The following is a 25,920-nucleotide window of genomic DNA, read 5'->3' as shown; positions in this document are numbered from 1 at the left end:
TCAGCGGGCCTCGCGCAGCTCCGCCAGCCGCGCCTCGATCTCGGCCAGCTCGGCACGCAGCTTCTCCGCCTGCTGCTCCGCCTCGGCCCGCTCCGCGGCCAGGATCTGCTCCACGGCCTCCTGCACCCCCGGCACGTCGACCAGCGCCACCATCCGCAGCGCCTCGGCCGGCTTCACCACGTACGGCCGGGCCAGCGCCTTCGCGCCCTGCTGCGCGGCGACCGTCCACTCACCCTCGGCGTAGGCAAGCGTCACCGTCAGCCCCGGCGGAGTCTTCGGTTTCGCGGCCTTCACCGCCCGCTTCGCCGGCTTCGGCTCCGCTGTCGGCTGCTCCGCCTTCGGCTCCTCCCGCCGAGGCGCCGGAACCCGCGGGGTGTCCAGCACGAACTCCGGCTCCGGCGGGGCGGCCGGCGCCTGCTCCGGTTCCGGCTTCGCCTCGGCCGCCGGACGCCGCCCGGCGCCCTTGGGGGCGATCGCCACGTCGGCGGGGGAGAAGGGCAGCTCGTCGCGGCCGAACCGCACCACCACGAACTCCTCCGACTCCGCCGGGTCGGTCAGAGCCACCACCTGCCCGAGCTGCCCGGCCATCTGCCCGGCCGCCTCGGTGAACACCACCCGGGGCTTGCGGCCCGCCGCAAGGGCCTCCCGGATTCCCTGAACCTCGTCAGTGGACAAACCCTGACCCGCCATCACGCCCTCTTCCGTACACCTGTTTGACGCAGCCTTGATACCAGCCGGCTGCGACACCGCGATGATCAGCCCCCGAGGGCCCGCAGCGCCGCGTCGGCGTGCTCGTTCATGCTCAGCTCGCTGTGCACCACGGCCAGCACCCGCCGGTCGGCGCCGATGACGAACGTCATCCGCCGGGTGCTCAGCGCGCCCAGCGGCAACCGCCGCCGCACCCCGAACGCCCGCGCCACCTCGCCGTCGACGTCCGACAGCAGCGGATAGTCGAACCCGTGCCGGCGGGAGAACTCCGCCTGCTTCGCCACCGGATCCCGGCTGATCCCGACCCGGGACGCGCCCACCGCCGCGAACTCCGCCGCCAGGTCCCGGAAGTGGCAGCTCTCCGCCGTGCAGCCCCGCGTCATCGCCGCCGGGTAGAAGAACAGCACCACCGGACCGGCCGCCAGGAACTCCGACAGGCGCCGTGGCGTGCCCGTCTCGTCCGGCAGCGTGAAATCCTCGACCAGGTCACCGACACCCACCGCGTCACTCATGACGCGAGGATATGTAGACATCGGCGATCCCGCTCCGTCGTACCGGGCGAGCGGCGGGGAGACACCGCCGCACGACGCGGAGGACAAACAGTGAAGTACGTGATCATGATCCATTCCAACCCGGAGCCGTGGGGCCACCCCACCTCCGACTACCTCGCCGCCCATCAGGAGCTGCCCGCCGAGGTACGCGACCGGCTCAACGCCGACTTCGAGCAGGTGATGACCGAGCTGCACGCCAACGGTGAGCTGGTCGTCGGTGAGGCGCTCGCCGACCCCCGCACCGCCCGGCTCTACCGGTGGCGCGACGGCGCACCCCTGGCGACCGACGGCCCGTACTCCGAGGCCAAGGAACACCTCGCCGGTTTCTTCCTCATCGACGTCGAGGACCAGGCCCGCGCCGAGGCCGTCGCCACGACGTTCGCCGGCCCGGGGGAGACCGTCGAGCTGCGGCCCTCGATGTGGCCGGGCGGCTCCGATCAGTGACGTCGTGGCGCTCGCGGACGTGTGGCGCCGGGAGGCGCCGCACGTCCGCGCCGCGCTGCTGCGCCACCACGGGCACCCCGACGCCTGCGAGGACGCCCTGCAGGACGCGGCGGAGGCAGCAGCCGCCCGGTGGCCGCTCACCGGTGTCCCCGACGAACCCCGCGCCTGGCTCATCCGGGTCGCCTCGCGACGGCTGATCGACCGGGTGCGCGCCGAGACGGCCCGCACCCGCCGCGAACGGCTCGACGCGGCCCGGCAGCCCGACGCCGGTGTCGTGCCGGCGGTCGACGACACACCCGTCACCGACACGGACGACACGCTGCGGCTGCTGTTCCTCTGCTGCCACCCGGCGCTGAGCCGCCCTTCCCAGGTCGCGCTGACCCTGCGCGCGGTGGCGGGGCTGCGCGTGGAGCAGATCGCCGCCGCCTACCTGGTGCCGGCCCGGACCATGACCCAGCGGCTGAGCCGGGCCCGCGCGACGCTGCGCGATGCGGGCGCCCGGTTCACCATGCCGCCGCCGCACGCGCTGCCCGACCGGGTGGCCGCCGTGCTGGACGTGTGCCACCTGGTGTTCAGCGAGGGCTACACCCGCACCTCCGGCGACCAACTCGTCGACGTGGAACTCGCCGAGGAGGCGATCCGGCTCACCCGGCAGGTCCACGCCGCGCTGCCCGACCACCACGAGGTCACCGGCGCGCTGGCGCTGATGCTGCTCACCCACGCCCGGTCGCCCGCCCGCACCGACGCCGCCGGGGACCTCGTGCCGCTGGCCGACCAGGACCGCTCCCGCTGGCGCCACGACCTCATCGACGAGGGCGTCACGCTGCTCGGTCGGGCCCTGCCCCACGGCCCGGTGGGCCGCTTCCAACTCCAGGCGGCCATCGCGGCCGTCCACGCCGAGGCGCCGGCCTTCCCGGACACCGACTGGCGGCAGATCAGCGTCCTCTACGACATGCTGAGCCGGGTCGCTCCCAGCCCGTTCGTCACGCTCAACCAGGCCGTCGCCGTGGCCATGGCGCACGGCCCCGGCCTCGGGCTGGCGCTGCTCGAACCGCTGCTGGCCGACCCGGCGATGCGCGGCCACCACCGGCTGCACGCCGTCCGCGCCCACCTGCTGGAACTCGACGGCGATCCGCGGGCCGCAGCCGACCACTACCGGTTGGCGGCGCGGCTGTCCGGAAGCCTGCCCGAACAGCGCTACCTCAACCGACGCCTGGCCCGCCTGACCGGTGCCTCCTGACACCGCCGGTGGCAGCGGCGCGGCCGGTCAGGCCGCGTCGTGCTCGGTGCCCCCGGTCAGCGCCACACCGCGCCCACCTCGTGCGCCACCGCCTCGGCCTGCGCGAACCCGGCCCGCGCCGACGCCGCCCGCCGCGCCGGGTCCAGCACGTTACGACCGATCGCCGTGCGCGCCGCCCGGTCCGGCGACACCACCGCCACCCGCGCCCCCGCCTTGCGCAACGCCACCACCTGCGCCGCCAACCGCGGCATCGGCCCCACCGCGGCAGTCGTCGGCGCCAGCACCACCACCTGCCCGCACCCGGCCGCCAGATCCGCGTTCACCGGCGAACGGACACCGCCGTCGACGTAACGCCGGCCACCGACGGTCACCGGCGGCCACACCCCCGGCACCGCGCAACTCGCGCCGACCGCGTCCACCAGCGGCACCCCGCTGTCCGCGTCGAACACCACGAACTCACCCGACGCCGCCTCCACCGCGGTGACCAGCAGCCGCGCCGCCGGCCACTCCGACGACGGCAACCGCGCCGCGATCACCGCCCGCCGCGACTCCTCCGACGGGGTACGCGCCGCCAACGCCAACGCACCCACCCGCGCCCGGGCCCGCGCCGCGTCCCGACCCCGCGCGCCGGCCCACGCCCACCGCGCCAGCACGCCCAGCCCGAGCCGCGCCGGCACCTCGTCGCGCGGCGGCCGCAGCTGCGCCGCGTACAGCTCGGCGAGCGGCACCCGCGAGCACACCTGCGCCCCGACCACCGAACCGGCCGACGTGCCCACCACCAGGTCCGCCTCGTCCAGCGCCAGACCCCGCTCGGCCAACCCGGCCAGCAGCCCCAACTCCCAGGCCACCCCGGTCACCCCGCCGCCGCCCAGCACCAACGCCCGCCCCATGTGACCGTCCTCTCCGCCCGCGGCGCTCCCGCCCACGGTAACGTCGCCCCCACCCACGGGGCAGGGGAGAACCCATTGACATCCGTCACCATCATCACCGGCGGTGGCCGGGGCATCGGCGCCGCCACCGCCCGCCGGCTCGCCGCCGACGGCCATGACCTGGTCCTCGGCTACCGCGCCGACCACAGCGCCGCCGCGGCCGTGGCGGCCGACGTGCGCGCGGCCGGACGCCGCGCCGTCACCGTCGCCGCCGACACCTGCGACCCCGAGCAGGTGAGTCGGCTGTTCGCCGCCGCCGACCAGCTCGGCCTGCTCACCGGCCTGGTCAACAACGCCGGCGTCACCAGCCCGATCGGCCCGTTCACCGACCTGCGCGCCGAGGACCTGCGCGAGGTCGTCGACGTCAACCTCATCGGGTACGTCCTGTGCGCCCAGCAGGCGGCCCGCCGGATGAGCGCCGGCGGCGCGATCGTCAACGTCTCCTCCGCCGCCGCCACCCTCGGCAGCCCCGGCGAGTACATCCACTACGCCGCCGTGAAGGCCGCCACCGACACCCTCACCGTCGGGCTGGCCAAGGAACTCGCCCCGCGGGGCATCCGGGTCAACGCGGTCGCGCCCGGCATCATCCGCACCGACATCCACGCCCGCTCCGGCGTGCCGGACCGACCCGACACCGCCGCCGGCCGGATTCCGCTGGGCCGCGCCGGGGAACCCGACGAGGTCGCCGGCGCCATCGCCCACCTGCTCGGCCCCGACGCCTCGTACACCACCGGCGCCGTCCTGCGCGTGGCCGGCGGCCTCTGAGCGGCGCGGCGGCCCGGGGGAGACCCGGGCCGCCGCCGACCCTCACTGCGTGAACAGCTTCGCCGCCGTGATCAGCGTCTGCACCACGCCGTAACCCAACAGCACCGACACCACCAGCCACGACACCACCAGGCGGACCCGCTGCCCGCCACCGACCCGCTCGTTCACGACCCGCTCCTCTCCGCCGCCACCGGCCGCTCGTCCGCCCTCTCCTCCCGGCCCGACGCCGGCTCGTGGAACCGCTGCGGCACCGGCCGGATCAGCAGGTTCGCCACCAACCCCACCGCCAGCACCCCGACCATCGTGAACAGCGCCGGCCGGTACGCCGCCGCGGTCAACGTGCCCGGCTCGCCCTGCGCGTCGAGGAACGCGTTGACGATCAGCGGACCCGCCACCCCCGCCGCCGACCACGCGGTCAGCAGCCGACCGTGGATCGCGCCCACCTCGAACGTGCCGAACAGGTCCCGCAGGTACGCCGGCACGGTGGCGAACCCACCGCCGTAGAACGACAGGATCACGCACGCCAGCAGCACGAACAACGCCGTCGCGCTCTGCCCCACCAGCGCCAGCAGCAGGTACAGCACCATGCCCACACCCAGGTACACCATGTAGATCGGCTTGCGGCCGATCACGTCCGAGGTCGAGGACCAGACGAACCGGCCGGCCATGTTGAACAACGACAGCAGCCCCACGAACCCGCCGGCCGCCGCCACCGACACCGCCGACGTGCCACCCTCGCGGAAGAAGTCCTGGATCATCGGGCTGGCCTGCTCCAGGATGCCGATCCCGGCGGTCACGTTGCAGAACAGCACCACCCACAGCAGCCAGAACGAACGGGTCTTCACCGCGTTCGCCGCCGACACGTTCGCGGTGGTCACCAGTGGCTTCGCCGCCACCCTGGCCGGGTCGAAGCCGGCCGGACGCCAGTCCGGCGCCGGTACCCGCACGTTGAACACCCCGAACATCATGATCACGAAGTAGCCGACGCCGAGGGTGACGAACAACCACACCAACGCCGACCCCGACGCCGTCGAACCGCTGTTCGACGGGTCGTACCCGGAGTCGAAGAACGACAGCAGCTGCCGGGACAGGGGAGAGGCCACCATCGCCCCACCACCGAACCCCATGATCGCCAGACCGGTCGCCAGACCCGGCCGGTCCGGGAACCACTTGATCAACGTGGAGACGGGGGAGATGTAGCCGATCCCCAGACCGATCCCGCCCAGCACCCCGTACCCCAGGTACAGCAGCCACAGCTGCGACGTCGCGATCCCCAACGCGCCCACCAGGAACCCGGCCGCCCAGAAACACGCCGAGACGAACATCGCCTTACGCGGCCCGTTCGCCTCCACCCACGTACCGGCCACCGCGGCCGACAACCCCAACATCACGATCGCGATGCTGAAGATCACCCCGATCGCCGTCTGCCCGGTGTCGAAGTGCGCGATCAGAGAGTTCTTGTACACGCTGGTCGCGTAGACCTGCCCGATGCAGAGATGGATCGCCAACGCCGCCGGGGGGATCAGCCAACGGCTGTAACCCGGTGGCGCGACGGTGTGCCGACGATCGAGTGCGGAAAGCATCAGTGCTTCCTCCGTCCGGATGACGAGAACACCTCGCTTCATGCCCCCGCCGCACGCTGCGCCCAAACCCGCCCCGCGCCCGACGGTCGAAACCCTGAGCCGAACGGTCACCACCGGCGCCGGATGCGACGATGAGCGGGTGAAGATCCTGTCCATCCAGTCGTCGGTCGCCTACGGCCACGTCGGCAACTCCGCCGCCGTGTTCCCACTGCAACGCCTCCGCCACGAGGTCTGGCCGGTACTGACCGTGCACTTCTCCAACCACACCGGCTACGGCGCCTGGCGCGGCCCCCTGCTCGCCCCCACCGACGTCGCCGACGTCATCGCCGGCATCGCCGACCGCGGCGTCCTCGGCACCGCCGACGCCGTGCTCTCCGGCTACCAGGGCGACCCGGCCGTCGGCGCGGTCATCCTCGACGCGGTCGCCCAGGTCAAGGCCGCCAACCCCGACGCCCTCTACTGCTGCGACCCGGTCATGGGCGACGTGGGCCGCGGCATGTTCGTCCGCCCCGGCATCCCCGAATACCTCCGCGACACCGTCGTCCCCCGCGCCGACATCGTCACCCCCAACCAGTTCGAGCTGGAGTTCCTCGCCGGCCGCGCCACCGACACCCTCGACGACCTGCTCGCCGCCGTCGACACCGTCCGCGCCACCGGCCCCCGCCACGTCCTGGTCACCAGCGTCCTGCACGGCGACCTGCCCGCCGACCACCTCGACGTCGTCGCCGTCTCCGACACCGGCGCGTGGGCGGTCACCACCCCGCTGCTGCCGATCAGCCCCAACGGCGGCGGCGACGTCACCGCGGCCCTCTACCTGGCCCACCTCGCCACCACCGGCTCACCCCAGACCGCGCTCGAACGCACCACCAACTCGATCTTCGCGATACTCGAGGCCACCCTCGCCGCCGGCACCCGCGAACTGCAACTCGTCGCCGCCCAGGACGCCATCGCCGACCCACCCACCCGCTTCACCGCCCGCCGACTGCGCTGACCAGCTAACTCGAAACAGACCCATCCTTCTCTATAAATATTGATGCCTCTCGAATAGGCTCGGGGGACGTCACTCACACGGGGAGAAGGAATGACCACCAGGAACAGACGACGCACCCGACTGTCCGCATCAGCGCTGCTCGCTCTCGCACTCGCCACGGCAGGTGTCCCGGCCCTCACGACCCCGGCTGCCGCGGCAGCCGCACCACCCGGCGCCGTCGCCAAGACCGACCGTCTCGGCATGGGCCTGGTGGGCTTCGACGCGAAGGTCGCCGAGGCGCACGGCTACCGGGTCGTGACGCTGCCCGACGGCTCCCAGGCGTCGGTGCCGGCCGACAAGGCAACGGCAGCGACCGAAGGGCGCTACGTGCCCGAGCACGGTGTCCTCAAGCCGGGCAGCTCGATGTCCGCCAACAGCTACGGCGCGGCAACCGGCGAGTGCGGCAGCTCATGGGTCGGCCTCGACCCCAGAGGCGGCGGCCGGGCGACACTGACGACGGGCATGACCCTCGTCCAGGCCTCGGGCGGCCCATGGGACATCCACTGGCACGTCGACATCAGCGACAACGGCGGCCACTCCACCCAGAACTACGACGAGTACGACGGCTACTACTCCGGCCTCGGCCTGTCCTGGGCCGCCAGCGCCCGCACCCTGAACCTGACCCGCGGCTGGGCCAACGCCACCGTCACCTGGGGCAGCTTCACCATCACCGAAGCCGGCTGGCTCTGCTACTCCTACTCGCCGACCACGTCCACGACCATCACCTGACCGCGACCGACACCGCCGCCCGGCCGCGCAAACATGCCTGACGCGACCGGGCGGCGACCCGCGCGAGTACCGTCGCAGCCGGAAACCCCGCGCGGAGGAGGAGGTCGCGGTGGAACACGACCCGAGAGCCCACGTCGACGAGCGCCTCGCACGACAGACCGAGCACCTGCGCCGTGAACTGCGCGACAGCGGCCTGCCCGTCGTCGCGCTCACCGGCCCCGGCCTGCCCACCACCGCGCGGTTCGCCGGACTCGAATCCACCGACGGCACGATCACCCACGTACGGGTCGCGCACGGCGACGCGACGACCGGCCCGTGGGCAACCGTCGACACCGCGCGCCGCACCGACAACCGGGACGACCCCCTCCGCCACCGACTGGAACACGCGATGCGCATGGCCGGCGCACACCTGTCCGACGTCGAATGGACCGAGGACGACGCCACGATGCACCTCGACGGCCGACCCGTCACCGGACGCACCGTGCGAGCCGGCGACCGGTGGACGGCGACCCGCTGCGCCGACGCCCAGATCGACGCCGAGATCACGGTCGTGACCAGCGACTGGCCCGCGGCCACCATCCAGCTCCGCCTCGTCGCCGACCCGGCACCCCTGCTCGACCGCACATGGCGTCGACCCGACCCACTCCCGCAGCCACCCCCACCGCCCGTGCCGCAGGACCTCGCCCGGGAACCGCACCGGGCGCTGATCGACGCCGCCCTGACCCACCGCCGCCAAACCCTGGCCTGGATCGCCGGCGGGGGAGCACACCCCGAACTGCCGGCCCACTGGTCCGGCCTCTGGCGCGCCGCCGTGCGCCGCCAGCAGGAACTGACCGACCAGAGCGAACCGGCGGCCAACCGTGCGGTGTCCGACGCGATCGCCCACCTCACCACGCTCGCCGGGCACGCCGACTGGTTCGACACCTCACCCCGGCTACGCGAACGCGCCATCACCGAAACCCTCCTGCACGTCACCGGCCTCGCCGACGACCTACCCAGCGGCCCAGCCCACCGAGCCTGGCGACACCACCAACGACTGGTGCCGGACCCCACGGCCGACCTCCACCGACGCGCCGCCGCAGACCAGGCCTGGCGCGACGCCTGGACCGCCTGGGCCACCGGGTCGACCGACACGCCGCCCTGACCGAACAGGTGGACGACCCCGCCGCCGAGCAGGGAAGATGCACAGGTGCACGCCCACCACCCGGCCACCGACGACCCCGCGTTCGCCCAACGACTACGCGACCTCACCCGGCTGCGCCGCGTCCGCGACCGCATCGACCGCGAATACGCCCACCCCCTCGACGTCGAAGCCCTCGCCCGCGGCGTGCACATGTCCGCCGGCCACCTCAGCCGCCAGTTCCGCCAGACCTACGGCGAATCCCCCTACGCCTACCTCATGACCCGCCGCATCGAACGCGCCATGGCCCTGCTGCGCCGCGGCGACCTCACCGTCACCGATGTCTGCTTCGCCGTCGGCTGCCAGTCCCTCGGCACCTTCAGCACCCGCTTCACCGAACTCGTCGGCGAACCACCCAGCGTCTACCGCGCCCGCCACACACCCGGCGCCGCCGAACCACCCCCGTGCCTGACCAAACAAGCCACCCGACCGATCAGGAATCGAGAAGCCCGCACCGGCACGCCCCCACTAGCGTGACCACCATGACGATCACCATCCACTACGCCTTCCTGCCGCACACCGACGCCGACGCCGCCATCGCCTTCTACCGCGACACCCTCGGCTTCGACCTGCGCAACGACGTCGGCCAGGGCGACACCATGCGCTGGCTCACCGTCGGCCCGCCCGAACAGCCCGAGACCGGCATCGTCCTGCACCCCCCGGCCGTCGACCCCGGCATCACCGACGACGAACGCCGCACCATCCACGAACTCATCGCCAAGGGCAGCTACGGCGCCCTCACCCTCGCCACCGACGACCTCGACGGCCTGTTCGACCGCCTCCAGGCCAGCGGCGCCGACGTCGTCCAGGAACCCACCGAACAGCCCTACGGCGTCCGCGACTGCGCCTTCCGCGACCCCACCGGCAACCTCATCCGCATCAACGAGCGGCGCTGAACCCACCCGATGACCGACGCCCCCGCACCCGCGCCCGACGCCGCCAGGACACCACCCACCGGCTCGACCACGACATCGACTGCTGGGTCGCCAGCGCCGACCCCGACGGCACCCCCCACCTCGTGCCCCTGTCCTTCGACTGGGACGGCCACACCCTGCTGCTGGCCACCGCCGCGCACAGCCCCACCGGCCGCAACCTCGCCACCGGCCGCGCCCGCGTCGGCCTCGGCCACACCCGCGACGTCGTCATGATCGACGGCGACGTCGAAACCCTCGACATCCACGCCCTACCCACCGACCGCGGCGACCGCTTCGCCACCCGCACCGGCTTCGACCCCCGTACCCTGACCGAGCCCTACCACTGGTACCGCATCCGACCCCGCCGCATCCAGGCCTGGCGCGAGGTGAACGAGATGACCGACCGCACGCTCATGCGCGACGGCGCCTGGCTCGACTGACACCCCGCACGACCGGACGGAGACACCATGACCACGGCCACCGCCGACAGCCACGACGTCATCCGCGTCCACGGCGCACGCGAGAACAACCTGCGCAACGTCGACGTCGACCTCCCCAAACGCCGCCTCACCGTCTTCACCGGCGTCTCCGGCTCCGGCAAGAGCTCCCTGGTCTTCGGCACCATCGCCGCCGAGTCCCAACGACTCATCAACGAGACCTACAGCGCCTTCGTCCAGGGCTTCATGCCCACCCTGTCCCGACCCGAGGTCGACATCCTCGAAGGCCTCACCACCGCCATCATCGTCGACCAGGAACGCATGGGCGCCGACCCGCGCTCCACCGTCGGCACCGCCACCGACGTCAACGCGATGCTACGCATCCTGTTCAGCCGCCTCGGCAACCCCCACATCGGCCCACCCAACGCCTACTCGTTCAACGTCCCGTCCGTCCGCGCCGCGGGCGCCATCACCGTCGACCGCGGCCCCGGCAAGACACAGACCAAGAAGGGCACCTTCCACCGGCTCGGCGGCATGTGCCCCCGCTGCGAGGGCCGCGGCGCCGTCACCGACTTCGACCACACCGTCCTCTACGACGAGAAGCTGTCCCTCAACGAAGGCGCCATCACCATCCCCGGCTACAGCATGGACGGCTGGTACGGCCGCATCTTCCGCTCCAGCGGCCTGTTCGACCCCGACAAGCCCATCCGCGACTACACCAAGCGCGAACTGGACGACCTGCTCCACAAGGAGCCCACCAAGATCAAGGTCGACGGCATCAACGTCACCTACACCGGCCTCATCCCGGCCATCAGCAAGTCGATGCTCGCCAAGGACGTCGACGCCATGCAGCCCCACATCCGCGCCTTCGTCGAACGCGCCGTCACGTTCACCACCTGCCCCGACTGCGACGGCACCCGGCTGGCCCCCGAAGCCCGCTCCTCGAAGATCAAGGGCATCAACATCGCCGACGCCTGCGCCATGCAGATCAGCGACCTCGCCGGCTGGGTACGCGACCTGCGCGAACCCTCCGTCGGCCCGCTGCTCAAGGCGCTGGGGGACACCCTCGACTCGTTCGTCGAGATCGGCCTCGGCTACCTCAGCCTCGACCGGCCCGCCGGCACCCTCTCCGGCGGCGAGGCGCAGCGCACCAAGATGATCCGCCACCTCGGCTCGTCCCTCACCGACGTCACGTACGTCTTCGACGAACCCACCATCGGCCTGCACCCGCACGACATCGCCCGCATGAACAACCTCCTGCTGCAACTGCGCGACAAGGGCAACACCGTCCTGGTCGTCGAACACAAACCCGAGACCATCGCCATCGCCGACCACGTCGTCGACCTCGGTCCCGGCGCCGGCACCGCCGGCGGCACCATCTGCTACGAGGGCACGGTCGCCGGCCTGCGCGCCAGCGACACCACCACCGGCCGCCACCTCGACGACCGCGCCACCCTCAAGGACAAGCCGCGTACGCCCACCGGCGCCCTGCCGATCCGCGGTGCCCGCACCCACAACCTGCGCGATGTCGACGTCGACGTCCCCCTCGGCGTCCTGGTCGTCGTCACCGGCGTCGCCGGCTCCGGCAAGAGCAGCCTCATCCACGGCTCCCTGGCCAAGCGCGAGGACGTCGTCAGCGTCGACCAGACCGCCATCCGTGGCTCCCGCCGCAGCAACCCGGCCACCTACACCGGCCTGCTCGACCCCATCCGCAAGGCCTTCGCCAGGGCCAACGGCGTCAAGCCCGCCCTGTTCAGCGCCAACTCCGAGGGCGCCTGCCCGACCTGCAACGGCGCCGGCGTCATCTACACCGACCTCGGCATGATGGCCGGCGTCGCCAGCACCTGCGAGGACTGCGAGGGCAAGCGCTTCCAGCCGGCCGTCCTCGAATACCACCTCGGTGGCCGCGACATCAGCGAGGTCCTCGCCATGTCCGTCGACGAGGCCGAGACGGTCTTCAGCGAAGGCGAGGCCCGCACGCCGGCCGCCCACATCATCCTCGACCGGCTCGCCGACGTCGGCCTCGGCTACCTCACGCTCGGTCAGCCCCTCACCACGCTGTCCGGAGGGGAGCGGCAGCGGCTCAAGCTCGCCACCCGGATGGGGGACAAGGGCGGCGTCTACGTCCTCGACGAACCGACCACCGGCCTGCACCTGGCCGACGTCGCCCAGATGCTCGGCCTGCTCGACCGGCTCGTCGACGCCGGGAAGTCCGTCATCGTGATCGAGCACCACCAGGCCGTCATGGCGCACGCCGACTGGATCATCGACCTCGGCCCGGGCGCCGGCCACGACGGCGGCCGGATCGTCTTCGAGGGCACGCCGGCCGAGTTGGTGGCCGCCCGGTCGACGCTCACCGGCGAACACCTCGCCGACTACGTCGGGTCCTGACCCGGCGTACGCGGGGGCGGCGGTGTCCGGCACCGACACCGCCGCCCCGTACCGCTCGATTCGATAATCTACATTATGTCAAGTAAGGCGGATCGGGGGCCTCCCCGCGCCCGTTCACACCACCGGATCGGCGAGGACCTCCGCCACCACCCGCAACGGCTCCTCCGGAGCCTCGCCGCCGTACGCGACCGAGATCAGCGCCTTCCACAACGCCCACCCACGGGCCCGACGCCAACTGTCGGCGTCCAGAGCGACCGCGTCGCGGAACACCGCGCGTTCGGCGCCGACGCACCACGTCCACGCCGGCACCAGATCGCACGCCGGATCACCCACCCCGCACGTGCCGAAATCGATCACGGCAGCGAGCCGCCCGTCCACGACCAACAGGTTGCCCGCCGAGACGTCACCGTGGAACCACACCGGCGCGCCCGGCCAGGCCGAGGTCAGCGCGCGCGCCCACACCTCGCGGCAGGCGTCGCCGTCCACCCGGTCACCGAGGCGCTCCAGGGCCTGCTCGACGTCGTCGCCGTACACGCTCGGGTGGCACCCGCGGAACGCGGAGTGCCGTCCCGCGGCCGGCCCGCCGGCCGTCGGGACCCGCCGCAACGCGGCCAGCAGGGCGCCGAGCCCGCGCGCGACGGCCGTGCGGTCGACGTCGTCGGCGGCGGCCAGGGTGTCGCCGGGCAGCCAGCGGCGGACCGACCACGGGTACGGGTAGCCGGCGCCGGCGCGCCGGTGGCTACCGGTTCGGGTACGGGCAGCGGCAGGCGGCCGGCCAGGATCGGCAGGCAGCGATCTTCCTTGGCGATTGCCGACGCGTAGCCCTCGGCGCTGGGCAGGCGGACCAGCAGGTCGCCGCCGACACGGAAGGTCCGGTTGTCCCACCCCTGTCGCGCGACGGCGGCGACCGGCAGGTGCGCCCACTGCGGGAACTGCGCGGCGACGAGGGTGCGGACGAGCGCGGCGTCGATCTCCACCATGCGGTCCAGTCTCCGGGCGTCCACAACGGCATTTCCGTCCACTCTCCCCCGGGAACGCCTGCTGGCGGGAACGCGAGAATCGTGCATAATATCCCTTATGCACGACAAAGTGGACGAAATGGTCGAGGTGTTGATCGAGGAGTTCCTGACCGCGCGGGCAACCCGAAAGCCCTCCCCCCACACCCTGGCCGCCTACCGCCGGGACCTGACCACGGTGACGGCCCTGGTGGCGGCCGACGACGGCGGCACTCCCCTCCCCCTGAACCGGCTCCCGGTGACCGCCCTGTCCCCCCGCGTGATGCGGGCGGCGTTCGCGCGTTTCGCCGCTCCCCGCGCCGCCGCGTCCGTCCACCGTGCCTGGTCCACCTGGAACAGCTTCTTCACGTTCCTCGTGGCCGAGGGTGTCGTGCCCGGGAACCCCATGCCGGCGGTGGGGCGGCCCCGCACGCCGCTCCCCCGGCCGAAGCCGCTGCGGGGCGAGGACACGCCGGAGGAGCTGCTGGCGGCGGTGGCGCGCGCGGAGGGCCGGCAGCGCGATCCGTGGCCGGAGCGGGACCTTGCGGTGCTGGCGCTGGCGCTGTGCGCGGGGTTGCGTCTGTCGGAGCTGTTGGCGTTGCGGGTGTCGTCGGTGGCGGGCCGCGCCGGTGAGCGTCGGGTGGACGTGGCGGGCAAGGGTGGGCGGCCCCGCACGGTGCCGATCGAGGCGGGGGTGGACCGGGTGCTGGTCGGCTACCTGGACAGTCGTCGGTTCCGGTTCGGCGCCCGCAGCGTGCGTCCGGACGGGCCGTTGCTGGTGGACCGGCAGGGTGAGCCGTTGCGCCGGGGCGGCCTGCAGTATCTGGTGGAGTCGTGTTACCGGCGGGCGGGCATCGGGGACCGGGTGCCGCGGGGGGCGCGGTTGCACGCGTTGCGGCACACGTTCGCCACGCGGTTGGCCGAGGACGGGGCGAGCGCGGCGGAGATCATGCGGCTGCTGGGGCACGCCTCGTTGGCGTCGTCGCAGACGTACATCGAGGTGACGGCGGGTCAGCAGCGGGCGGCGGTGGCGGCGAACCGCACCAACCGGGCGTTGTCCGGGCTGACGACACGGAGCTGACCGGGCGTCGGGCGTCGGGCGTCGGGCGTCGGGCGTCGGGCGTCGGGCGTCGGGCGTCGGGCGTCGGGCGTCGGGGCAGTGTCCCCTTCTTGGCGATATACCGCTGGGTCATATTTATGACTCAGCGGTATATCGCGTTGTGGGGTGCCCTTTCACCGAGCGGTCGCGCGACGCGGTGTCACGTCGATGGTCCGGTGGATCGGACGCTGGCAGGATCGGGTCGGTGCGGGTGGGTGCGGCGCGGGCGGTGGCGGTCCGCTGGGTGCGGGAGCGGATGCGCGTGGATCCGTCGGTGCGGGGTGCGGTGTTCAGCGGGTCGACGCTGGGGATGCCGGAGGACGCGGAGCTGCCGGCGTGGTCGGACGTGGACGTGGTGCTGGTGCGTGACTCCCCCGCGACGAAGCTGGGCAAGCTCACCCACCGGGGGGTGCTGCTGGATGTCGGCACGGTCACCTGGGCAGAGTTGGGTGGCCAGGAGGACGTGTTGGGGTCGTGGGTGTTCGCGCCGATGTTCCGCGGTGACGGGTTGATCGCGGACCCGTCGGGTCGGTTGGCGGTGATCGGGCGGCGGGTGGCTGCAGGGTTCGCGGATCCGGTGTGGGTGCGGCGGCGGTGTGCCGGGGTGCGGCGGCGGGTCGAGGTCGGGTTGCGGGTGCTGGACGCGGAGGCGCCGCTGGCGGAGCAGGTATTGGCGTGGGTGTTCCCGACGTCGCTGGTGGCGGTGTGGCCGGCGGTGGCGGGGTTGGTGGATCCGACGGTGCGGCGGCGGTACGTGCGGGCGGCGGAGGTGTTGGAGCGGTTCGGTTTCGCCGGGAGGTATCCGGAGTTGTTGACGACGCTGGACGGCGGTGGGGTGGGCGCGGGGCGGGTGCGGGAGCACCTGGCCGGGTTGGCGGTGGTGTTCGACGAGGTGGCGCGCCTGCCGCGGGCGGGGTTCGTGTTCGGCGCGGATCTGGGTGCGGCGGGGCGGCCGGTGGTGTTCGACGGGGCGGCGGAGCTGGTGGCGGCGGGGCGGCACCGGGAGGCCATGTTCTGGGTGCTGGTGACGTACGCGCGGTGTCATGCGGTGTTGGGGTCGGTGGCGCCGCGGCGGGAGCGGGCGTTGCGGCCGGCGTTCGCGGCGGTGTTGGCGGATCTCGGGGTGGCGTCGGCGGCGGATCGGCGGCGGCGGGCGGATGCGCTGCTGGCGGCGTTGCCGGGGTGGCAGGCGGTGGTGGATGCGGTCGCGGCGCGTGCTGTGGCAGGGTGAGGGGGACGCGACTGGCGGCACGGGGATGGGTTGACCATCGGGGAGCTCGTCGCGGGGGTCGACCGCCTGGGCCTCCGCGGGCGGGGTGTCGTATGTCTTCTGCGCGGTTGTTGCCGGGTGGGCCGGTGGCGGAGCGGGTGTTGGCGGAGGTCGCCGCGTCGGTGGCGGAGCTGCGTGCGGCGGGGGTGACGCCGGCGTTGGCGACGGTGCTGGTGGGTGACGACGACGCGAGCGCGGGTTACATCCGGATCAAGTCTCGGCAGGCGGCGGAGTTGGGTTTCGTGTCGCCGCACGTGCATCTGCCGGCGTCGGCGTCGCAGGCGGATCTGCACGCGGTGCTGGCGGACTTCAACGCGGACAAGGGTGTGCACGGGGTGTTGGTGCAGCATCCGATCCCGGGGCACCTGGACTACGACCGGGCGTTGGCGGAGCTGGACCCGGACAAGGACGTGGACGGGATGCATCCGGTGAACATGGGCCGGTTGGCGTTGGGGTTGCCGGGTCCGTTGCCGTGTACGCCGGCGGGGATCGAGGCGTTGTTGGCGTTTCACGGGGTGCCGGTGGCGGGCCGGGAGGTGGTGGTGCTGGGTCGGGGTGCGACGTTGGGTCGGCCGTTGGCGATGTTGTTGGCGCAGAAGCGGCCGACGGCGAACGCGGCGGTGACGGTGGTGCACACGGGGGTGGCGGACTGGCCGCGGTACACGCGGCGGGCGGAGATCCTGGTGGCGGCGGCGGGGGTGCCAGGGATCGTGCGGCCGGAGCATGTGCGTCCGGGTGCGGTGGTGGTCGGTGGTGGGGTGCGCTACGAGGGGCGGCGGTTGCTGCCGGACGTGGACGAGTCGTGTGCCGAGGTGGCGGGGGCGATCACGCCGCGCGTCGGTGGGGTGGGTCCGACGACGGTGGCGATGTTGTTCCGCAACGCGGTGCGGGCGGCGGCGCGGCAGACCGGCTAGGTCAGCCGAGGTCGACGACGAGAGGCCGGTGGTCGGAGATGGTGGCCAGGGGGGTGTCGACGGCGGTGACCGGTGGGAGCCGGTCGAGGTGCTGCCGGTCGGCGAGGATGTGGTCGAGTTGGACGCGGGGTTGCCCGGCCGGGTAGGTGGGGCGGCGGGCCAGGGGTCGCCAGCGGGACAGGGCGGCGGCGGGTCCGGCGGGCAGGTTGAGGTCGCCGAGCAGGATCCGGGGTGCGGGCAGGGCGCGCAGGGCGCGCACGACGCGGCGCAGTTGCCACACGTTCCAGCCGGGGACGAAGGACAGGTGGGTGGCGGCGACGGTGAGCGGGCCGTGGGGGGTGTCGAGGACTGCGGCGAGCACGACGCGGGGTTCGTCGCGGAGCAGGACGAGTCCGCCGCCGGGGCCGGGTACGTAGATGGGTGAGCGTACGGGTGCGGCGCGCAGTCGGGTGACCTGCCAGGAGCGGACGGGGTGGCGGCTGATCAGGCCGATGCCGTAGAGGGGTTCGCCGTGGCCGTCGTCGTCGTGGGTGAGGGGGCGGAACTGTTCGCCGGGGGTGCCGACGACGGCGGCGGCGAAGCGGTGGTGTTCGGCGTGCAGGGCGCGGGCGGCGAGGGCGGTGAGGTCGAGTTTGCCGCTGCGGCTCTGGTCGCGGTCGACCTCCTGCAGGGCGAGGACGTCGGCGTCGAGGGCGGTGACGGCGGCGGTGAGCCGGTCCGGGTCGACGAGCCCGTCGGTGAGGGAACGGCCGTGCAGCAGGTTGAAGGTGGCCAGGCGCACCTGCACACCCTACGTCGCCGTGGCAGGCTTGCCGGGTGCTGAAGCTGCTGTGCTGTTCGATGCTGGTGTTCGTGGCGGTGGCGTCGGTGGGGATGTGGTTGCGGCGGCGTCGGGGCCGGTGAGGCTGGCCACAGGGGGTCTCGTCGCCGGTGGCGGGGTGGGAAGAATGCGGCCGTGGATGCCGTGTCGCTGACGACGTTGTTGGGCGCTGCCGCGCTGGCCGGGTGGGTGGACGCGGTGGTGGGCGGCGGTGGGCTGTTGTTGTTGCCGGCGTTGTTGGTGGCGGCGCCGGGGCTGCCGGTGGCCACGGCGTTGGGGACGAACAAGCTGGCGGCGATCTTCGGGACGTCGACGGCGGCGGTGACGTACGCGCGGCGGACGAAGCTGGACTGGGCGGTGGCGGGTCCGGCGGCGGGGCTGGCGGTGGTGACGGCGGGGTTGGGTGCGGCGTTGGCGGGGTTGGTGCCGGCGAAGGCGTACCGGCCGGTGGTGCTGGTGGTGTTGGTGTCGGTGGCGGTGTTCGTGCTGACCCGGCCGCGGTTGGGGGTGGTGGCGTCGCCGGCGCGGCGGACCCGTGGGCGGGTGGTGGCGGCGGTGGCGGTGGCCGGGGTGGGCATCGCGTTGTACGACGGGTTGATCGGTCCGGGTACGGGCACGTTCCTGGTGTTGGCGTTCACCGCGCTGGTGGGTGCGGATTTCCTGCACGGGTCGGCGATGGCGAAGGTGGTCAACGCGGGGACGAACCTGGGGGCGCTGGTGGTGTTCGGGGTGACCGGGCACGTGTGGTGGTTGTTGGGTGCGGCGATGGCGGTGTGCAACGTGGCGGGGGCGATGGTGGGCGCGCGGATGGCGTTGCGGCGTGGCGCCGGGTTCGTGCGGGTGGTGCTGCTGGTGGTGGTGCTGGCGTTGGTGGCGCGGCTGGGTTACGACCAGTGGACGGCGGTGCGGTGATGGCGGTGCGGGCGGAGCACGACCGGGCGGTGTTGGCCGGGTTGCTGGGTCGGGATCCGGTGTTGCACGCGTACCAGTTGGGTGATCTGGACGATTTCTTCTGGCCGTACACGTCGTGGTTCCGTCGTGGTGACGAGGTGGTGTTGCTGTACCACGGGGTGGAGTTGCCGACGTTGTTGGCGTTCGCGGCGCCGGAGCGGGTGGCGGCGTTGTCGGGGTTGCTGGTGGAGGCGGCGCCGGTGCTGCCGGCGCGGTTGTGGGCGCACCTGTCCCCCGGCCTGGAGGCGACGGTGTCGCGGTGGTACGCGGTGTCGGACGCGGCGGCGCACCTGCGGATGGCGTGGACGGATCCTCCGCGTGCGGCGGCGGTGCCGGCGGTGGGTGAGCCGTTGGGTCGGGTTGATCTGGCGGAGTTGCGGGAGTTGTACGCGGTGGCGTATCCGGGGAACTGGTTCGATCCGCGGATGCTGGACACCGGCCAGTACGTGGGGGTGCGGGAGCGGGGCCGGTTGGTGGCGGTGGCCGGGGTGCACGTGTGGTCGCCGCGGTGGCGGGTGGCGGCGTTGGGGAATGTGACGACGCATCCGGACGTGCGGGGGCGTGGTCTGGGGGCGGGTGTGGTGGCGGCGTTGTGCGCGCGGCTGCTGGCGTCGGTGGATCACGTGACGCTCAACGTGCGGGCGGACAACGCCGCGGCGGTGCGGTTGTACGAGCGGTTGGGGTTCACCGCGGTCGCCGGGTTCACCGAGTGCGCGTTGACCCGGCTGACCGGACCGGCGGCTGGGTCAGCGGGCGCGGCTGGGTGAGTCGAACCGGCCGGCGCGGATCTCGCGCAGCGCGCGGCGGCGGGTGTCGCCGCGCAGCGTGTCGACGTAGAGGCGGCCGCGCAGGTGGTCGGTCTCGTGTTGCAGGGCGCGGGCGAGGAAGCCGGTGCCGGTGACGGTGAGCGGTTCGCCGTGCTGGTCGACGCCGTGGGCGGTGGCGTGCAGCGCCCGGGGGGTCGGGAAGTAGAGCCCGGGGATGGACAGGCAGCCCTCGTCGTCGTCCTGGAGTTCCTCGGACAACTTTAGGGTGGGGTTGACCATGTGGCCGCGGTGGCCGTCGGCCTGGTAGACGAACACCTGGGCGTTGACGCCGATCTGCGGGGCGGCGACGCCGGCGCGCCCGGGTGCGCCGAGCAGGGTGTCCATCAGGTCCTGCACGAGGGTGCGCAGCTCGGCGTCGAAGCTGGTGATCGGCTCGCTGGGGGTGCGCAGCACGGGGTCGCCGATGATCCGGATCGGGCGCATAGTCATGCCCGGAAGGCTATCCGTTGCTTACCGGCTCGGGGTGCCCACCCGTCGGCGCGGCGGGCGGGTCGTAGGGTGGGCGCGCTGTCGGATCCGTCGTGGGAGGGGTGTGGCATGTATCCACCGGTCGAGCCGTACGCGCGGGGGATGCTGGACGTCGGTGACGGGCAGCGGATCCACTGGGAGACCAGCGGCAATCCCGACGGCCGTGCGGCGCTGGTGGTGCACGGTGGCCCCGGGTCGGGTGCGGGCGCGTCGTGGCGGCGGTTGTTCGACCCGGCCGCCTACCGGATCGTGCTGTTCGACCAGCGCGGCTGCGGGCGCAGCACCCCGCCGGTGTCCGATCCGGCCACCGACCTGTCGGTGAACACCACCGGGCATCTGGTGGCCGACATGGAGGCGCTGCGCGCGCATCTGGGGGTGGACCGGTGGTTGTTGTGCGGCGCCTCGTGGGGGTCGACGTTGTCGTTGGCGTACGCCCAGCGGCACCCGGATCGGGTGAGCGCGCTGGTGTTGTTCAGCGTGGTGGCCACGACCGCGCGGGAGGTCGAGTGGGTGACCCGGGACATGGGTCGGATTTTCCCGCAGCAGTGGGCGCGGTTCCGCGACGGGGTGCCGGAGGTCGACCGTGACGGTGACCTGGCGGCCGCGTACGCCCGGTTGGTGAACGACCCCGACCCGGCGGTGCGGGAGCGGGCGGCCCGCGACTGGTGCGATTGGGAGGACGTGCACGTCTCCCTGGCCGGCGGGTTCGCGCCGGATCCCCGGTTCGCCGACCCGGTGTTCCGGTTCGGGTTCACCCGGCTGGTCACCCACTACTTCGCCAACCGGGGGTTCCTGCCCGACGGGCAGCTGTTCCGCGACGCGGGCCGCCTGGCCGGGATTCCGGGGGTGATGGTGCAGGGCCGGTTGGACGTCAGTGGTCCGCCGGACGTCGCGTGGCGTCTGGCGCGGGACTGGCCGGACGCGCGGCTGGAGATCGTGGAGGCCGGTGGGCACGGCAGCGGGCACGGTGTGGGTGAGCGGGTGGTCGCCGCCCTGGACGCGTTCGCCGCCGCCTGAGCCGTCACCGGCTGCGGCCGCAGGGGTCAGCCGGCGGCGAGCAGGGCGCGCACCGGGGCGGCCTTGGCGGCGGCCTCGGCGACCTCGGCGGCGGGGTCGCTGCCCCAGGTGATGCCGCCGCCGGCCCACAGGTGCAGCCGGTGGGCGTCGGCGGCGGCGGTGCGGATGGTCAGTCCCAGGTCGAGCCGGCCGGGGCCGATCCAGCCGAGCGCGCCCATGCCGGCGCCGCGTCCGACCGGTTCCAGCGCGGCCAGGTGTGTCAGGGCGGCGTGTTTGGGTGCGCCGGTGACCGACCCGCCGGGGCTGACCGCGTGCAGCAGGTCGGCCAGGCCGAGGCCGTCGGCGGGCGCCGCGGACACGGTCGACTCGGCCTGCCACAGGTCGCACCAGCGGCGTACGGCGAACAGTTCGTCGACGCGTACGGAGCCGGTGCGGGCCACCCGGGCGAGGTCGTTGCGTTCCAGGTCGACGATCATCACGTGTTCGGCGCGTTCCTTGGCCGAGGCGAGCAGTTCGCGGCGGCCGGCGGGGGTGGCCGGGCGGGTGCCCTTGATCGGTCGGGTGACCAGGCGGCCGTGTTCCAGCGCGACGAGTGTCTCCGGGGAGGCGCAGCCGACCGCCCAGCCCGCGCCGGTGAGGGTGCCGCCGTAGCGGGCGCCGGGCAGCGCGGCGAGGCGGGCCAGCGCCGGGCGGGGGTCCCCGGCGTACGGGGCGGCGGCGTGGCCGACGAGGTTGACCTGGTAGACGTCGCCGCGTCCGATGGCGGCGCGGACGGCGTCGACGGCGGCGGCGTGCTCGGCGGCGCTCCAGCTGTCCTGCCAGTCCCCCAGCCACCATCGGTCGGGCGTCGGGCGGCGGGTGGGTGGCCGGTCGGTGTGGTGGTAGACGACCACGGCCAGGTCCGGCAGCGCGGGGGCGGGGCTCGGCGCGCCGGGCGGGGCGCCGAGCGTGTTCGCGCCGGCGGCGGCGGAGAGGAACAGCGCCGCGCCGCACACCCCGTCCGGCGTGTGCCGGGCGGGTCGGGCAAGGTCGTCGGTCGGTACGCCGTGCGCGGCGAGGAAGCGTTGCGCCAGCTCAGCGGGGTCGCCGCCGTCGCCGACGCGCCACTGCAGCCGGGCGGTCTCGACCAGCCGGCCACGGCACGCGGAGGGCGCGCCGGGGGCATCGACCGGCACCTGTGGGAGCGCTTCCACAACGTCTGGCCGGTTCCGGCTCATCCGTTCAGCCGATTCTGGGTGAACAAGACGCATCCTTGCTCGATGCCGCTCAGTTTTCCTTGGTACTGTGCGTCACTGGTCATGTGAACCATGACACAGTGCCCCCACAGTCCGGAGAACCCGATGTGTCAGCACCAGCCCACCTGCCCCTCCGCCGACGCGACCGACCGAGAAGCCGCCCGCGTCCTCGCCTGCTTCCCTGAGCAGGGCTGGAGCCTGCTCTGCAACGGCGTCATCGTCTTCGAGGACACCGGTGAGCTGCTCCCCGACGGGCGGACCATCGCCCCGCACCGGGGACCGGCCCGCCACGCCCTCGTCGCCTGAGCGATCACGCAGCGTCAGTGAGCGTACGCGCCGACGGAGATCGTCGGCGCGCCGGCCGGGGCGGCCGTGTCCCCACCGCCCCGGCGCGATGCGCTCAGTCCTCCTCGAACGCCTCCGGCGCCGGACACGAGCAGACCAGGTTCCGGTCGCCGTACGCGCCGTCGATGCGCCGCACCGGCGGCCAGTACTTCCCCATCCGGTCCGTGTCGCCCGGGTAGGCGCCCACCGACCGCGGGTACGGGTGCGGCCACTCGTCGGCGGAGACCATCGCCGCCGTGTGCGGCGCGTTCGACAGCGGGTTGTCCCCCGCCGGCCACTGCCCCGAGCCGACCTTGTCGATCTCCGCGCGGATGGCGATCATCGCCTCGCAGAACCGGTCCAGCTCGGCCAGGTCCTCGCTCTCGGTCGGCTCCACCATCAGCGTCCCCGCCACCGGGAACGACATCGTCGGCGCGTGGAAGCCGTAGTCGATCAGCCGCTTGGCCACGTCGTCGACGCTCACCCCGGTCGCCTTGGTCAGCGGCCGCAGGTCCAGGATGCACTCGTGGGCCACCAGGCCCTTGTTGCCGGCGTAGAGCACCGGGAAGTGCGCGCGCAGCCGCGCCGCCACGTAGTTCGCGGCGAGCACCGCCACGCCGGTGGCCCGGGCCAGCCCGTCCGCGCCCATCATCCGCAGGTACGCCCACGGGATCGGCAGGATCCCCGCCGACCCGTACCGGGCCGCCGAGATCGCCGGCCGCCCGTCGGCCGGGTCGCCCGGCAGGAACGGCGCCAGGTGCGCCCGCACCGCCACCGGCCCGACGCCGGGGCCGCCGCCGCCGTGCGGGATGCAGAACGTCTTGTGCAGGTTCAGGTGCGACACGTCCGCCCCGAACTTGCCCGGCTTGGCGAACCCGACCAGCGCGTTGAGGTTCGCCCCGTCGACGTACACCTGACCGCCGGCGTCGTGGACCTTCGCGCACAACTGCGCGATGCCGGTCTCGTACACCCCGTGCGTCGACGGGTACGTCACCATGATCGCGGCGAGCGCGTCCCGGTGCTTGTCGATCTTCGCGTCGAGGTCGACCAGGTCGACGTTGCCGTCGGCGTCGCAGCCGACCACGACCACCCGCATGCCGGCCATCACCGCCGACGCGGCGTTGGTGCCGTGCGCCGACGACGGGATCAGGCACACGTCGCGGTGCCCCTGGCCGCGCTCACGGTGGTAGGCGCGGATGGCCAGCAGCCCGGCCAGCTCACCCTGCGAGCCGGCGTTGGGCTGCACGCTGACCGCGTCGTAGCCGGTGACCTCCGCCAGCCAGCCCTCCAGCTGGGCGATCATCTCCCGGTAGCCGACGGTCTGCGCGTCCGGCGCGAACGGGTGCACGTGCGCGAACTCCGGCCAGCTGATCGGCTCCATCTCGGTGGTGGCGTTGAGCTTCATCGTGCACGAGCCCAGCGGGATCATGCCCCGGTCCAGCGCGTAGTCGAAGTCGGCCAGCCGGCGCAGGTAGCGCAGCATCGCCGTCTCCGAGTGGTGGGTGCGGAACACCGGGTGGGTGAGGAAGTCCGACGTGCGGGCCAGCCCGCCCGGCAGGCCCGCGTCGACGTCCCCGTCGAACCCGTCGACGCCGAACGCCGCCCACACCGCGGCGAGGTGCGCGGCGGTCGTGGTCTCGTCGCAGGAGACACCGACCCGGTCGGCGTCGACCAGCCGCAGGTTCACGTTGCGCTCGGCGGCGGCGGCCACCACCTGCGCGGCGCGGCCCGGCACGGTCGCGGTGACCGTGTCGAAGAACGGCACGTCGGCCACGTCCACACCGCCGGCGCGCAGCCCGGCGGCGAGCCGGGCCGCCGCCTCGTGGGTGCGCCGGGCGATCGCGCGCAGCCCGTCCGGGCCGTGGTAGACCGCGTACATGCCGGCCATCACGGCGAGGAGCACCTGCGCGGTGCAGATGTTGCTGGTCGCCTTCTCCCGGCGGATGTGCTGCTCGCGGGTCTGCAACGCCAGCCGGTACGCCGGGTTGCCGTCGGCGTCGCGGGACACCCCGACCAGCCGGCCGGGCAGCATCCGCTCCAGGCCGGCGCGCACGGCCAGGTAGCCGGCGTGCGGGCCACCGAAACCCATGGGTACGCCGAAACGCTGGGTGGTGCCGGCGGCGATGTCGGCGCCGATCTCCCCCGGCGGGCGCAGCAGCGTCAGCGCCAGCAGGTCCGCCGCGACGGTGACCAGCGCGCCCACGCCGTGCGCCGTCTCGACCAGCGCCCGGTGGTCGCGGACCGCGCCGGACGCGCCCGGGTACTGCAGGTGCAGGCCGAAGAACTCCGCCGGCAGGTCGTCGCGCTCCACGTCGAGCACGCGCACCTCGATGCCGAGCGGCTCGGCGCGGCTGGTGATCACCGCGACGGTCTGCGGCAGCGCGTCGGCGTCCACCACGTACACCGGGCTCCTGCTCTTGGACGCGCGGCGGGCGAGGGTCATCGCCTCGGCCGCGGCGGTGCCCTCGTCGAGCATCGAGGCGTTCGCGGTGGCCAGGCCGGTCAGGTCGGTGACCATGGTCTGGAAGTTCAGCAGCGCCTCCAGCCGGCCCTGGCTGATCTCCGGCTGGTACGGGGTGTACGCGGTGTACCAGGCCGGGTTCTCCAGCACGTTGCGGCGGATCACCGCCGGGGTGTGGGTGCCGTGGTAGCCCAGGCCGATCATCGACACGGCGACGGTGTTGCGGGCCGCGAGGGCGCGCAGCTCCGCCAGGGCCTCCCGCTCCGAGGCGGGCGCGGGCAGGTCGAGGGTGCCGTGCCAGCGGATCACCTCGGGGATCGCGGCGTCCATCAGCTCGTCGACGGAGCTGTAGCCGACGGCCTCCAGCATCCGGCGCTCGTCGTCCGGGCCGGGGCCGATGTGCCGGTCGGCGAACTGCTCTGCGGTCATGGGCGGCGCTCCTTGTGGGGGCGAGGTCGACGGGTCGGCCTCCCCCTGAGTCGCGCTGACGCGCTCCACAGCGCCTGCCCACGTGGTCCTTTTGCCTGAGAGGTTCCGGGGAGAATCTGCCCCTTCGGCGCCGTCGGCGAGACGGTCTCTCCCACGTGGGTGGTACCGGCACCTCCCACGCTACCAGCGGGCGTGTTTCCGGCTCATGT

General features: G+C 73.2%; 26 protein-coding genes, 1 pseudogene and 1 riboswitch. Of the genes and pseudogenes, 17 read left to right on the top strand and 10 right to left on the bottom strand.

Annotated elements, in window-relative coordinates; translation table 11 throughout:
• Together CO540_RS04060 and CO540_RS04055 are read right to left on the bottom strand one after the other, a co-directional pair.
• Entirely contained in the window at positions 1–690 is a 690-nt protein-coding gene (locus CO540_RS04060; RefSeq protein ID WP_099160959.1) for a hypothetical protein, read from the bottom strand.
• A gap of 65 nt (positions 691–755) precedes the next feature.
• On the bottom strand, positions 756–1,220 hold the full coding sequence (locus CO540_RS04055; protein ID WP_305777692.1) for a peroxiredoxin: 465 nt from the start codon (positions 1,218–1,220) through the stop codon (positions 756–758).
• A gap of 90 nt (positions 1,221–1,310) precedes the next feature.
• Here CO540_RS04055 and CO540_RS04050 point away from each other — a divergent pair, with 90 nt between their 5' ends.
• Together CO540_RS04050 and CO540_RS04045 are read left to right on the top strand one after the other, a co-directional pair.
• Positions 1,311–1,703: a YciI family protein gene (locus CO540_RS04050; protein WP_099160957.1), complete on the top strand. Its 393-nt coding sequence runs from the start codon at positions 1,311–1,313 to the stop codon at positions 1,701–1,703.
• Positions 1,704–1,707: 4 nt separating this feature from the next.
• Positions 1,708–2,943 carry an RNA polymerase sigma factor gene (locus CO540_RS04045; RefSeq protein ID WP_253866441.1) on the top strand — a complete coding sequence of 412 codons (1,236 nt, stop codon included), beginning with the start codon at positions 1,708–1,710 and terminating at the stop codon, positions 2,941–2,943.
• A gap of 56 nt (positions 2,944–2,999) precedes the next feature.
• On the opposite strand, the gene CO540_RS04040 is transcribed toward CO540_RS04045, so the two are convergent.
• On the bottom strand, positions 3,000–3,833 hold the full coding sequence (locus CO540_RS04040) for a patatin-like phospholipase family protein (protein ID WP_099160956.1): 834 nt from the start codon (positions 3,831–3,833) through the stop codon (positions 3,000–3,002).
• Positions 3,834–3,908: 75 nt separating this feature from the next.
• Between CO540_RS04040 and CO540_RS04035 the strand changes: the two genes are divergently transcribed.
• The gene (locus tag CO540_RS04035) at positions 3,909–4,637 is read left to right on the top strand and encodes an SDR family oxidoreductase (RefSeq protein WP_099160955.1); all 729 of its coding nucleotides are present in this window, start codon (positions 3,909–3,911) and stop codon (positions 4,635–4,637) included.
• Between the two features lie 42 nt (positions 4,638–4,679).
• Here CO540_RS04035 and CO540_RS31125 read toward each other — a convergent pair whose 3' ends face one another.
• Together CO540_RS31125 and CO540_RS04030 are read right to left on the bottom strand one after the other, a co-directional pair.
• Complete coding sequence (locus CO540_RS31125; protein WP_255292581.1) at positions 4,680–4,805, bottom strand: hypothetical protein; 126 nt, start codon at positions 4,803–4,805, stop codon at positions 4,680–4,682.
• Complete coding sequence (locus CO540_RS04030) at positions 4,802–6,220, bottom strand: OFA family MFS transporter (protein ID WP_099160954.1); 1,419 nt, start codon at positions 6,218–6,220, stop codon at positions 4,802–4,804. The genes CO540_RS31125 and CO540_RS04030 overlap by 4 nt, the downstream gene beginning before the upstream one ends.
• A gap of 139 nt (positions 6,221–6,359) precedes the next feature.
• Between CO540_RS04030 and pdxY the strand changes: the two genes are divergently transcribed.
• The 7 genes from pdxY to CO540_RS03995 all read left to right on the top strand — a co-directional run bounded on the left by pdxY (position 6,360) and on the right by CO540_RS03995 (position 12,901).
• Entirely contained in the window at positions 6,360–7,211 is an 852-nt protein-coding gene (gene pdxY, locus CO540_RS04025) for a pyridoxal kinase PdxY (protein ID WP_099160953.1), read from the top strand.
• Between the two features lie 240 nt (positions 7,212–7,451).
• Positions 7,452–7,979, top strand: a complete 528-nt coding sequence (locus CO540_RS04020) for a hypothetical protein (protein WP_099160952.1) — start codon at positions 7,452–7,454, stop codon at positions 7,977–7,979.
• Positions 7,980–8,088: 109 nt separating this feature from the next.
• Positions 8,089–9,123: a hypothetical protein gene (locus CO540_RS04015; RefSeq protein ID WP_099160951.1), complete on the top strand. Its 1,035-nt coding sequence runs from the start codon at positions 8,089–8,091 to the stop codon at positions 9,121–9,123.
• A 45-nt stretch (positions 9,124–9,168) separates the two neighbouring features.
• On the top strand, positions 9,169–9,636 hold the full coding sequence (locus CO540_RS04010) for a helix-turn-helix transcriptional regulator (RefSeq protein ID WP_099160950.1): 468 nt from the start codon (positions 9,169–9,171) through the stop codon (positions 9,634–9,636).
• 5 nt (positions 9,637–9,641) lie between these two features.
• On the top strand, positions 9,642–10,055 hold the full coding sequence (locus CO540_RS04005) for a VOC family protein (protein ID WP_091577623.1): 414 nt from the start codon (positions 9,642–9,644) through the stop codon (positions 10,053–10,055).
• Complete coding sequence (locus CO540_RS04000) at positions 10,001–10,513, top strand: pyridoxamine 5'-phosphate oxidase family protein (RefSeq protein ID WP_371682285.1); 513 nt, start codon at positions 10,001–10,003, stop codon at positions 10,511–10,513. The genes CO540_RS04005 and CO540_RS04000 overlap by 55 nt, the downstream gene beginning before the upstream one ends.
• A 27-nt stretch (positions 10,514–10,540) precedes the next feature.
• The gene (locus tag CO540_RS03995; RefSeq protein WP_099160948.1) at positions 10,541–12,901 is read left to right on the top strand and encodes an excinuclease ABC subunit UvrA; all 2,361 of its coding nucleotides are present in this window, start codon (positions 10,541–10,543) and stop codon (positions 12,899–12,901) included.
• Positions 12,902–13,015: 114 nt separating this feature from the next.
• Here the strand turns inward: CO540_RS03995 and CO540_RS30750 are convergent.
• Positions 13,016–13,881: pseudogene (locus CO540_RS30750) on the bottom strand (aminoglycoside phosphotransferase family protein).
• Between the two features lie 97 nt (positions 13,882–13,978).
• Here CO540_RS30750 and CO540_RS03985 point away from each other — a divergent pair.
• From CO540_RS03985 to CO540_RS03975, 3 genes are all read left to right on the top strand, one after another.
• A complete protein-coding gene (locus tag CO540_RS03985) occupies positions 13,979–14,977 on the top strand; it encodes a tyrosine-type recombinase/integrase (protein ID WP_099160947.1) in 999 nt (332 codons plus the stop codon).
• Between the two features lie 223 nt (positions 14,978–15,200).
• Positions 15,201–16,226 (top strand): hypothetical protein, encoded by a 1,026-nt coding sequence (locus tag CO540_RS31165; protein ID WP_099160946.1) that lies wholly within the window; start codon positions 15,201–15,203, stop codon positions 16,224–16,226.
• A 92-nt stretch (positions 16,227–16,318) separates the two neighbouring features.
• Positions 16,319–17,179, top strand: coding sequence for a bifunctional 5,10-methylenetetrahydrofolate dehydrogenase/5,10-methenyltetrahydrofolate cyclohydrolase (locus CO540_RS03975; protein ID WP_099160945.1), 861 nt, complete (start codon positions 16,319–16,321; stop codon positions 17,177–17,179).
• A gap of 1 nt (position 17,180) precedes the next feature.
• Here the strand turns inward: CO540_RS03975 and CO540_RS03970 are convergent, their stop codons facing one another.
• On the bottom strand, positions 17,181–17,960 hold the full coding sequence (locus tag CO540_RS03970; protein WP_091577620.1) for an endonuclease/exonuclease/phosphatase family protein: 780 nt from the start codon (positions 17,958–17,960) through the stop codon (positions 17,181–17,183).
• Positions 17,961–18,134: 174 nt separating this feature from the next.
• Between CO540_RS03970 and CO540_RS03965 the strand changes: the two genes are divergently transcribed.
• Positions 18,135–18,911, top strand: a complete 777-nt coding sequence (locus CO540_RS03965; protein ID WP_172967783.1) for a TSUP family transporter — start codon at positions 18,135–18,137, stop codon at positions 18,909–18,911.
• Positions 18,911–19,717: a GNAT family N-acetyltransferase gene (locus tag CO540_RS03960; protein ID WP_253866436.1), complete on the top strand. Its 807-nt coding sequence runs from the start codon at positions 18,911–18,913 to the stop codon at positions 19,715–19,717. The genes CO540_RS03965 and CO540_RS03960 overlap by 1 nt, the downstream gene beginning before the upstream one ends.
• Here CO540_RS03960 and def read toward each other — a convergent pair.
• Positions 19,697–20,206 carry a peptide deformylase gene (gene def, locus CO540_RS03955; protein ID WP_099160943.1) on the bottom strand — a complete coding sequence of 170 codons (510 nt, stop codon included), beginning with the start codon at positions 20,204–20,206 and terminating at the stop codon, positions 19,697–19,699. The two genes, CO540_RS03960 and def, sit on opposite strands and share 21 nt — an antisense overlap.
• A gap of 108 nt (positions 20,207–20,314) precedes the next feature.
• Between def and pip the strand changes: the two genes are divergently transcribed.
• Positions 20,315–21,262 (top strand): prolyl aminopeptidase, encoded by a 948-nt coding sequence (gene pip / locus CO540_RS03950; protein ID WP_099160942.1) that lies wholly within the window; start codon positions 20,315–20,317, stop codon positions 21,260–21,262.
• A gap of 26 nt (positions 21,263–21,288) precedes the next feature.
• Here the strand turns inward: pip and CO540_RS03945 are convergent, their stop codons facing one another.
• A complete protein-coding gene (locus CO540_RS03945) occupies positions 21,289–22,479 on the bottom strand; it encodes a chorismate-binding protein (RefSeq protein ID WP_099160941.1) in 1,191 nt (396 codons plus the stop codon).
• A 123-nt stretch (positions 22,480–22,602) separates the two neighbouring features.
• Here CO540_RS03945 and CO540_RS03940 point away from each other — a divergent pair, with 123 nt between their 5' ends.
• Positions 22,603–22,803 carry a DUF5999 family protein gene (locus tag CO540_RS03940; protein WP_013286363.1) on the top strand — a complete coding sequence of 67 codons (201 nt, stop codon included), beginning with the start codon at positions 22,603–22,605 and terminating at the stop codon, positions 22,801–22,803.
• 94 nt (positions 22,804–22,897) lie between these two features.
• Here the strand turns inward: CO540_RS03940 and gcvP are convergent, their stop codons facing one another.
• Complete coding sequence (gcvP, locus tag CO540_RS03935) at positions 22,898–25,711, bottom strand: aminomethyl-transferring glycine dehydrogenase (RefSeq protein ID WP_099160940.1); 2,814 nt, start codon at positions 25,709–25,711, stop codon at positions 22,898–22,900.
• Between the two features lie 73 nt (positions 25,712–25,784).
• Positions 25,785–25,875, bottom strand: a riboswitch (glycine riboswitch).
• Positions 25,876–25,920: the final 45 nt, after the last annotated feature.

Source organism: Micromonospora sp. WMMA2032, from assembly GCF_002688545.1.
In the GTDB taxonomy this organism is placed as follows: Bacteria; Actinomycetota; Actinomycetes; order Mycobacteriales; family Micromonosporaceae; genus Micromonospora; species Micromonospora sediminicola.
This window is presented reverse-complemented; position numbering and strand designations above follow the sequence as displayed.

Excerpts from the sequence above, each read along its gene's own strand:
- CO540_RS04060 (WP_099160959.1), bottom strand. The coding sequence starts at position 690 with ATGGCGGGTCAGGGTTTGTCCACTGACGAGGTTCAGGGAATCCGGGAG.
- CO540_RS04055 (WP_305777692.1), bottom strand. The coding sequence starts at position 1,220 with ATGAGTGACGCGGTGGGTGTCGGTGACCTGGTCGAGGATTTCACGCTG.
- CO540_RS04040 (WP_099160956.1), bottom strand. The coding sequence starts at position 3,833 with ATGGGGCGGGCGTTGGTGCTGGGCGGCGGCGGGGTGACCGGGGTGGCC.
- CO540_RS04030 (WP_099160954.1), bottom strand. The coding sequence starts at position 6,220 with ATGCTTTCCGCACTCGATCGTCGGCACACCGTCGCGCCACCGGGTTAC.
- CO540_RS04020 (WP_099160952.1), top strand. The coding sequence starts at position 7,452 with ATGGGCCTGGTGGGCTTCGACGCGAAGGTCGCCGAGGCGCACGGCTAC.
- CO540_RS04005 (WP_091577623.1), top strand. The coding sequence starts at position 9,642 with ATGACGATCACCATCCACTACGCCTTCCTGCCGCACACCGACGCCGAC.
- CO540_RS03995 (WP_099160948.1), top strand. The coding sequence starts at position 10,541 with ATGACCACGGCCACCGCCGACAGCCACGACGTCATCCGCGTCCACGGC.
- CO540_RS03985 (WP_099160947.1), top strand. The coding sequence starts at position 13,979 with ATGCACGACAAAGTGGACGAAATGGTCGAGGTGTTGATCGAGGAGTTC.
- CO540_RS03975 (WP_099160945.1), top strand. The coding sequence starts at position 16,319 with ATGTCTTCTGCGCGGTTGTTGCCGGGTGGGCCGGTGGCGGAGCGGGTG.
- CO540_RS03960 (WP_253866436.1), top strand. The coding sequence starts at position 18,911 with ATGGCGGTGCGGGCGGAGCACGACCGGGCGGTGTTGGCCGGGTTGCTG.
- def (WP_099160943.1), bottom strand. The coding sequence starts at position 20,206 with ATGACTATGCGCCCGATCCGGATCATCGGCGACCCCGTGCTGCGCACC.
- pip (WP_099160942.1), top strand. The coding sequence starts at position 20,315 with ATGTATCCACCGGTCGAGCCGTACGCGCGGGGGATGCTGGACGTCGGT.
- CO540_RS03945 (WP_099160941.1), bottom strand. The coding sequence starts at position 22,479 with ATGAGCCGGAACCGGCCAGACGTTGTGGAAGCGCTCCCACAGGTGCCG.
- CO540_RS03940 (WP_013286363.1), top strand. The coding sequence starts at position 22,603 with ATGTGTCAGCACCAGCCCACCTGCCCCTCCGCCGACGCGACCGACCGA.
- gcvP (WP_099160940.1), bottom strand. The coding sequence starts at position 25,711 with ATGACCGCAGAGCAGTTCGCCGACCGGCACATCGGCCCCGGCCCGGAC.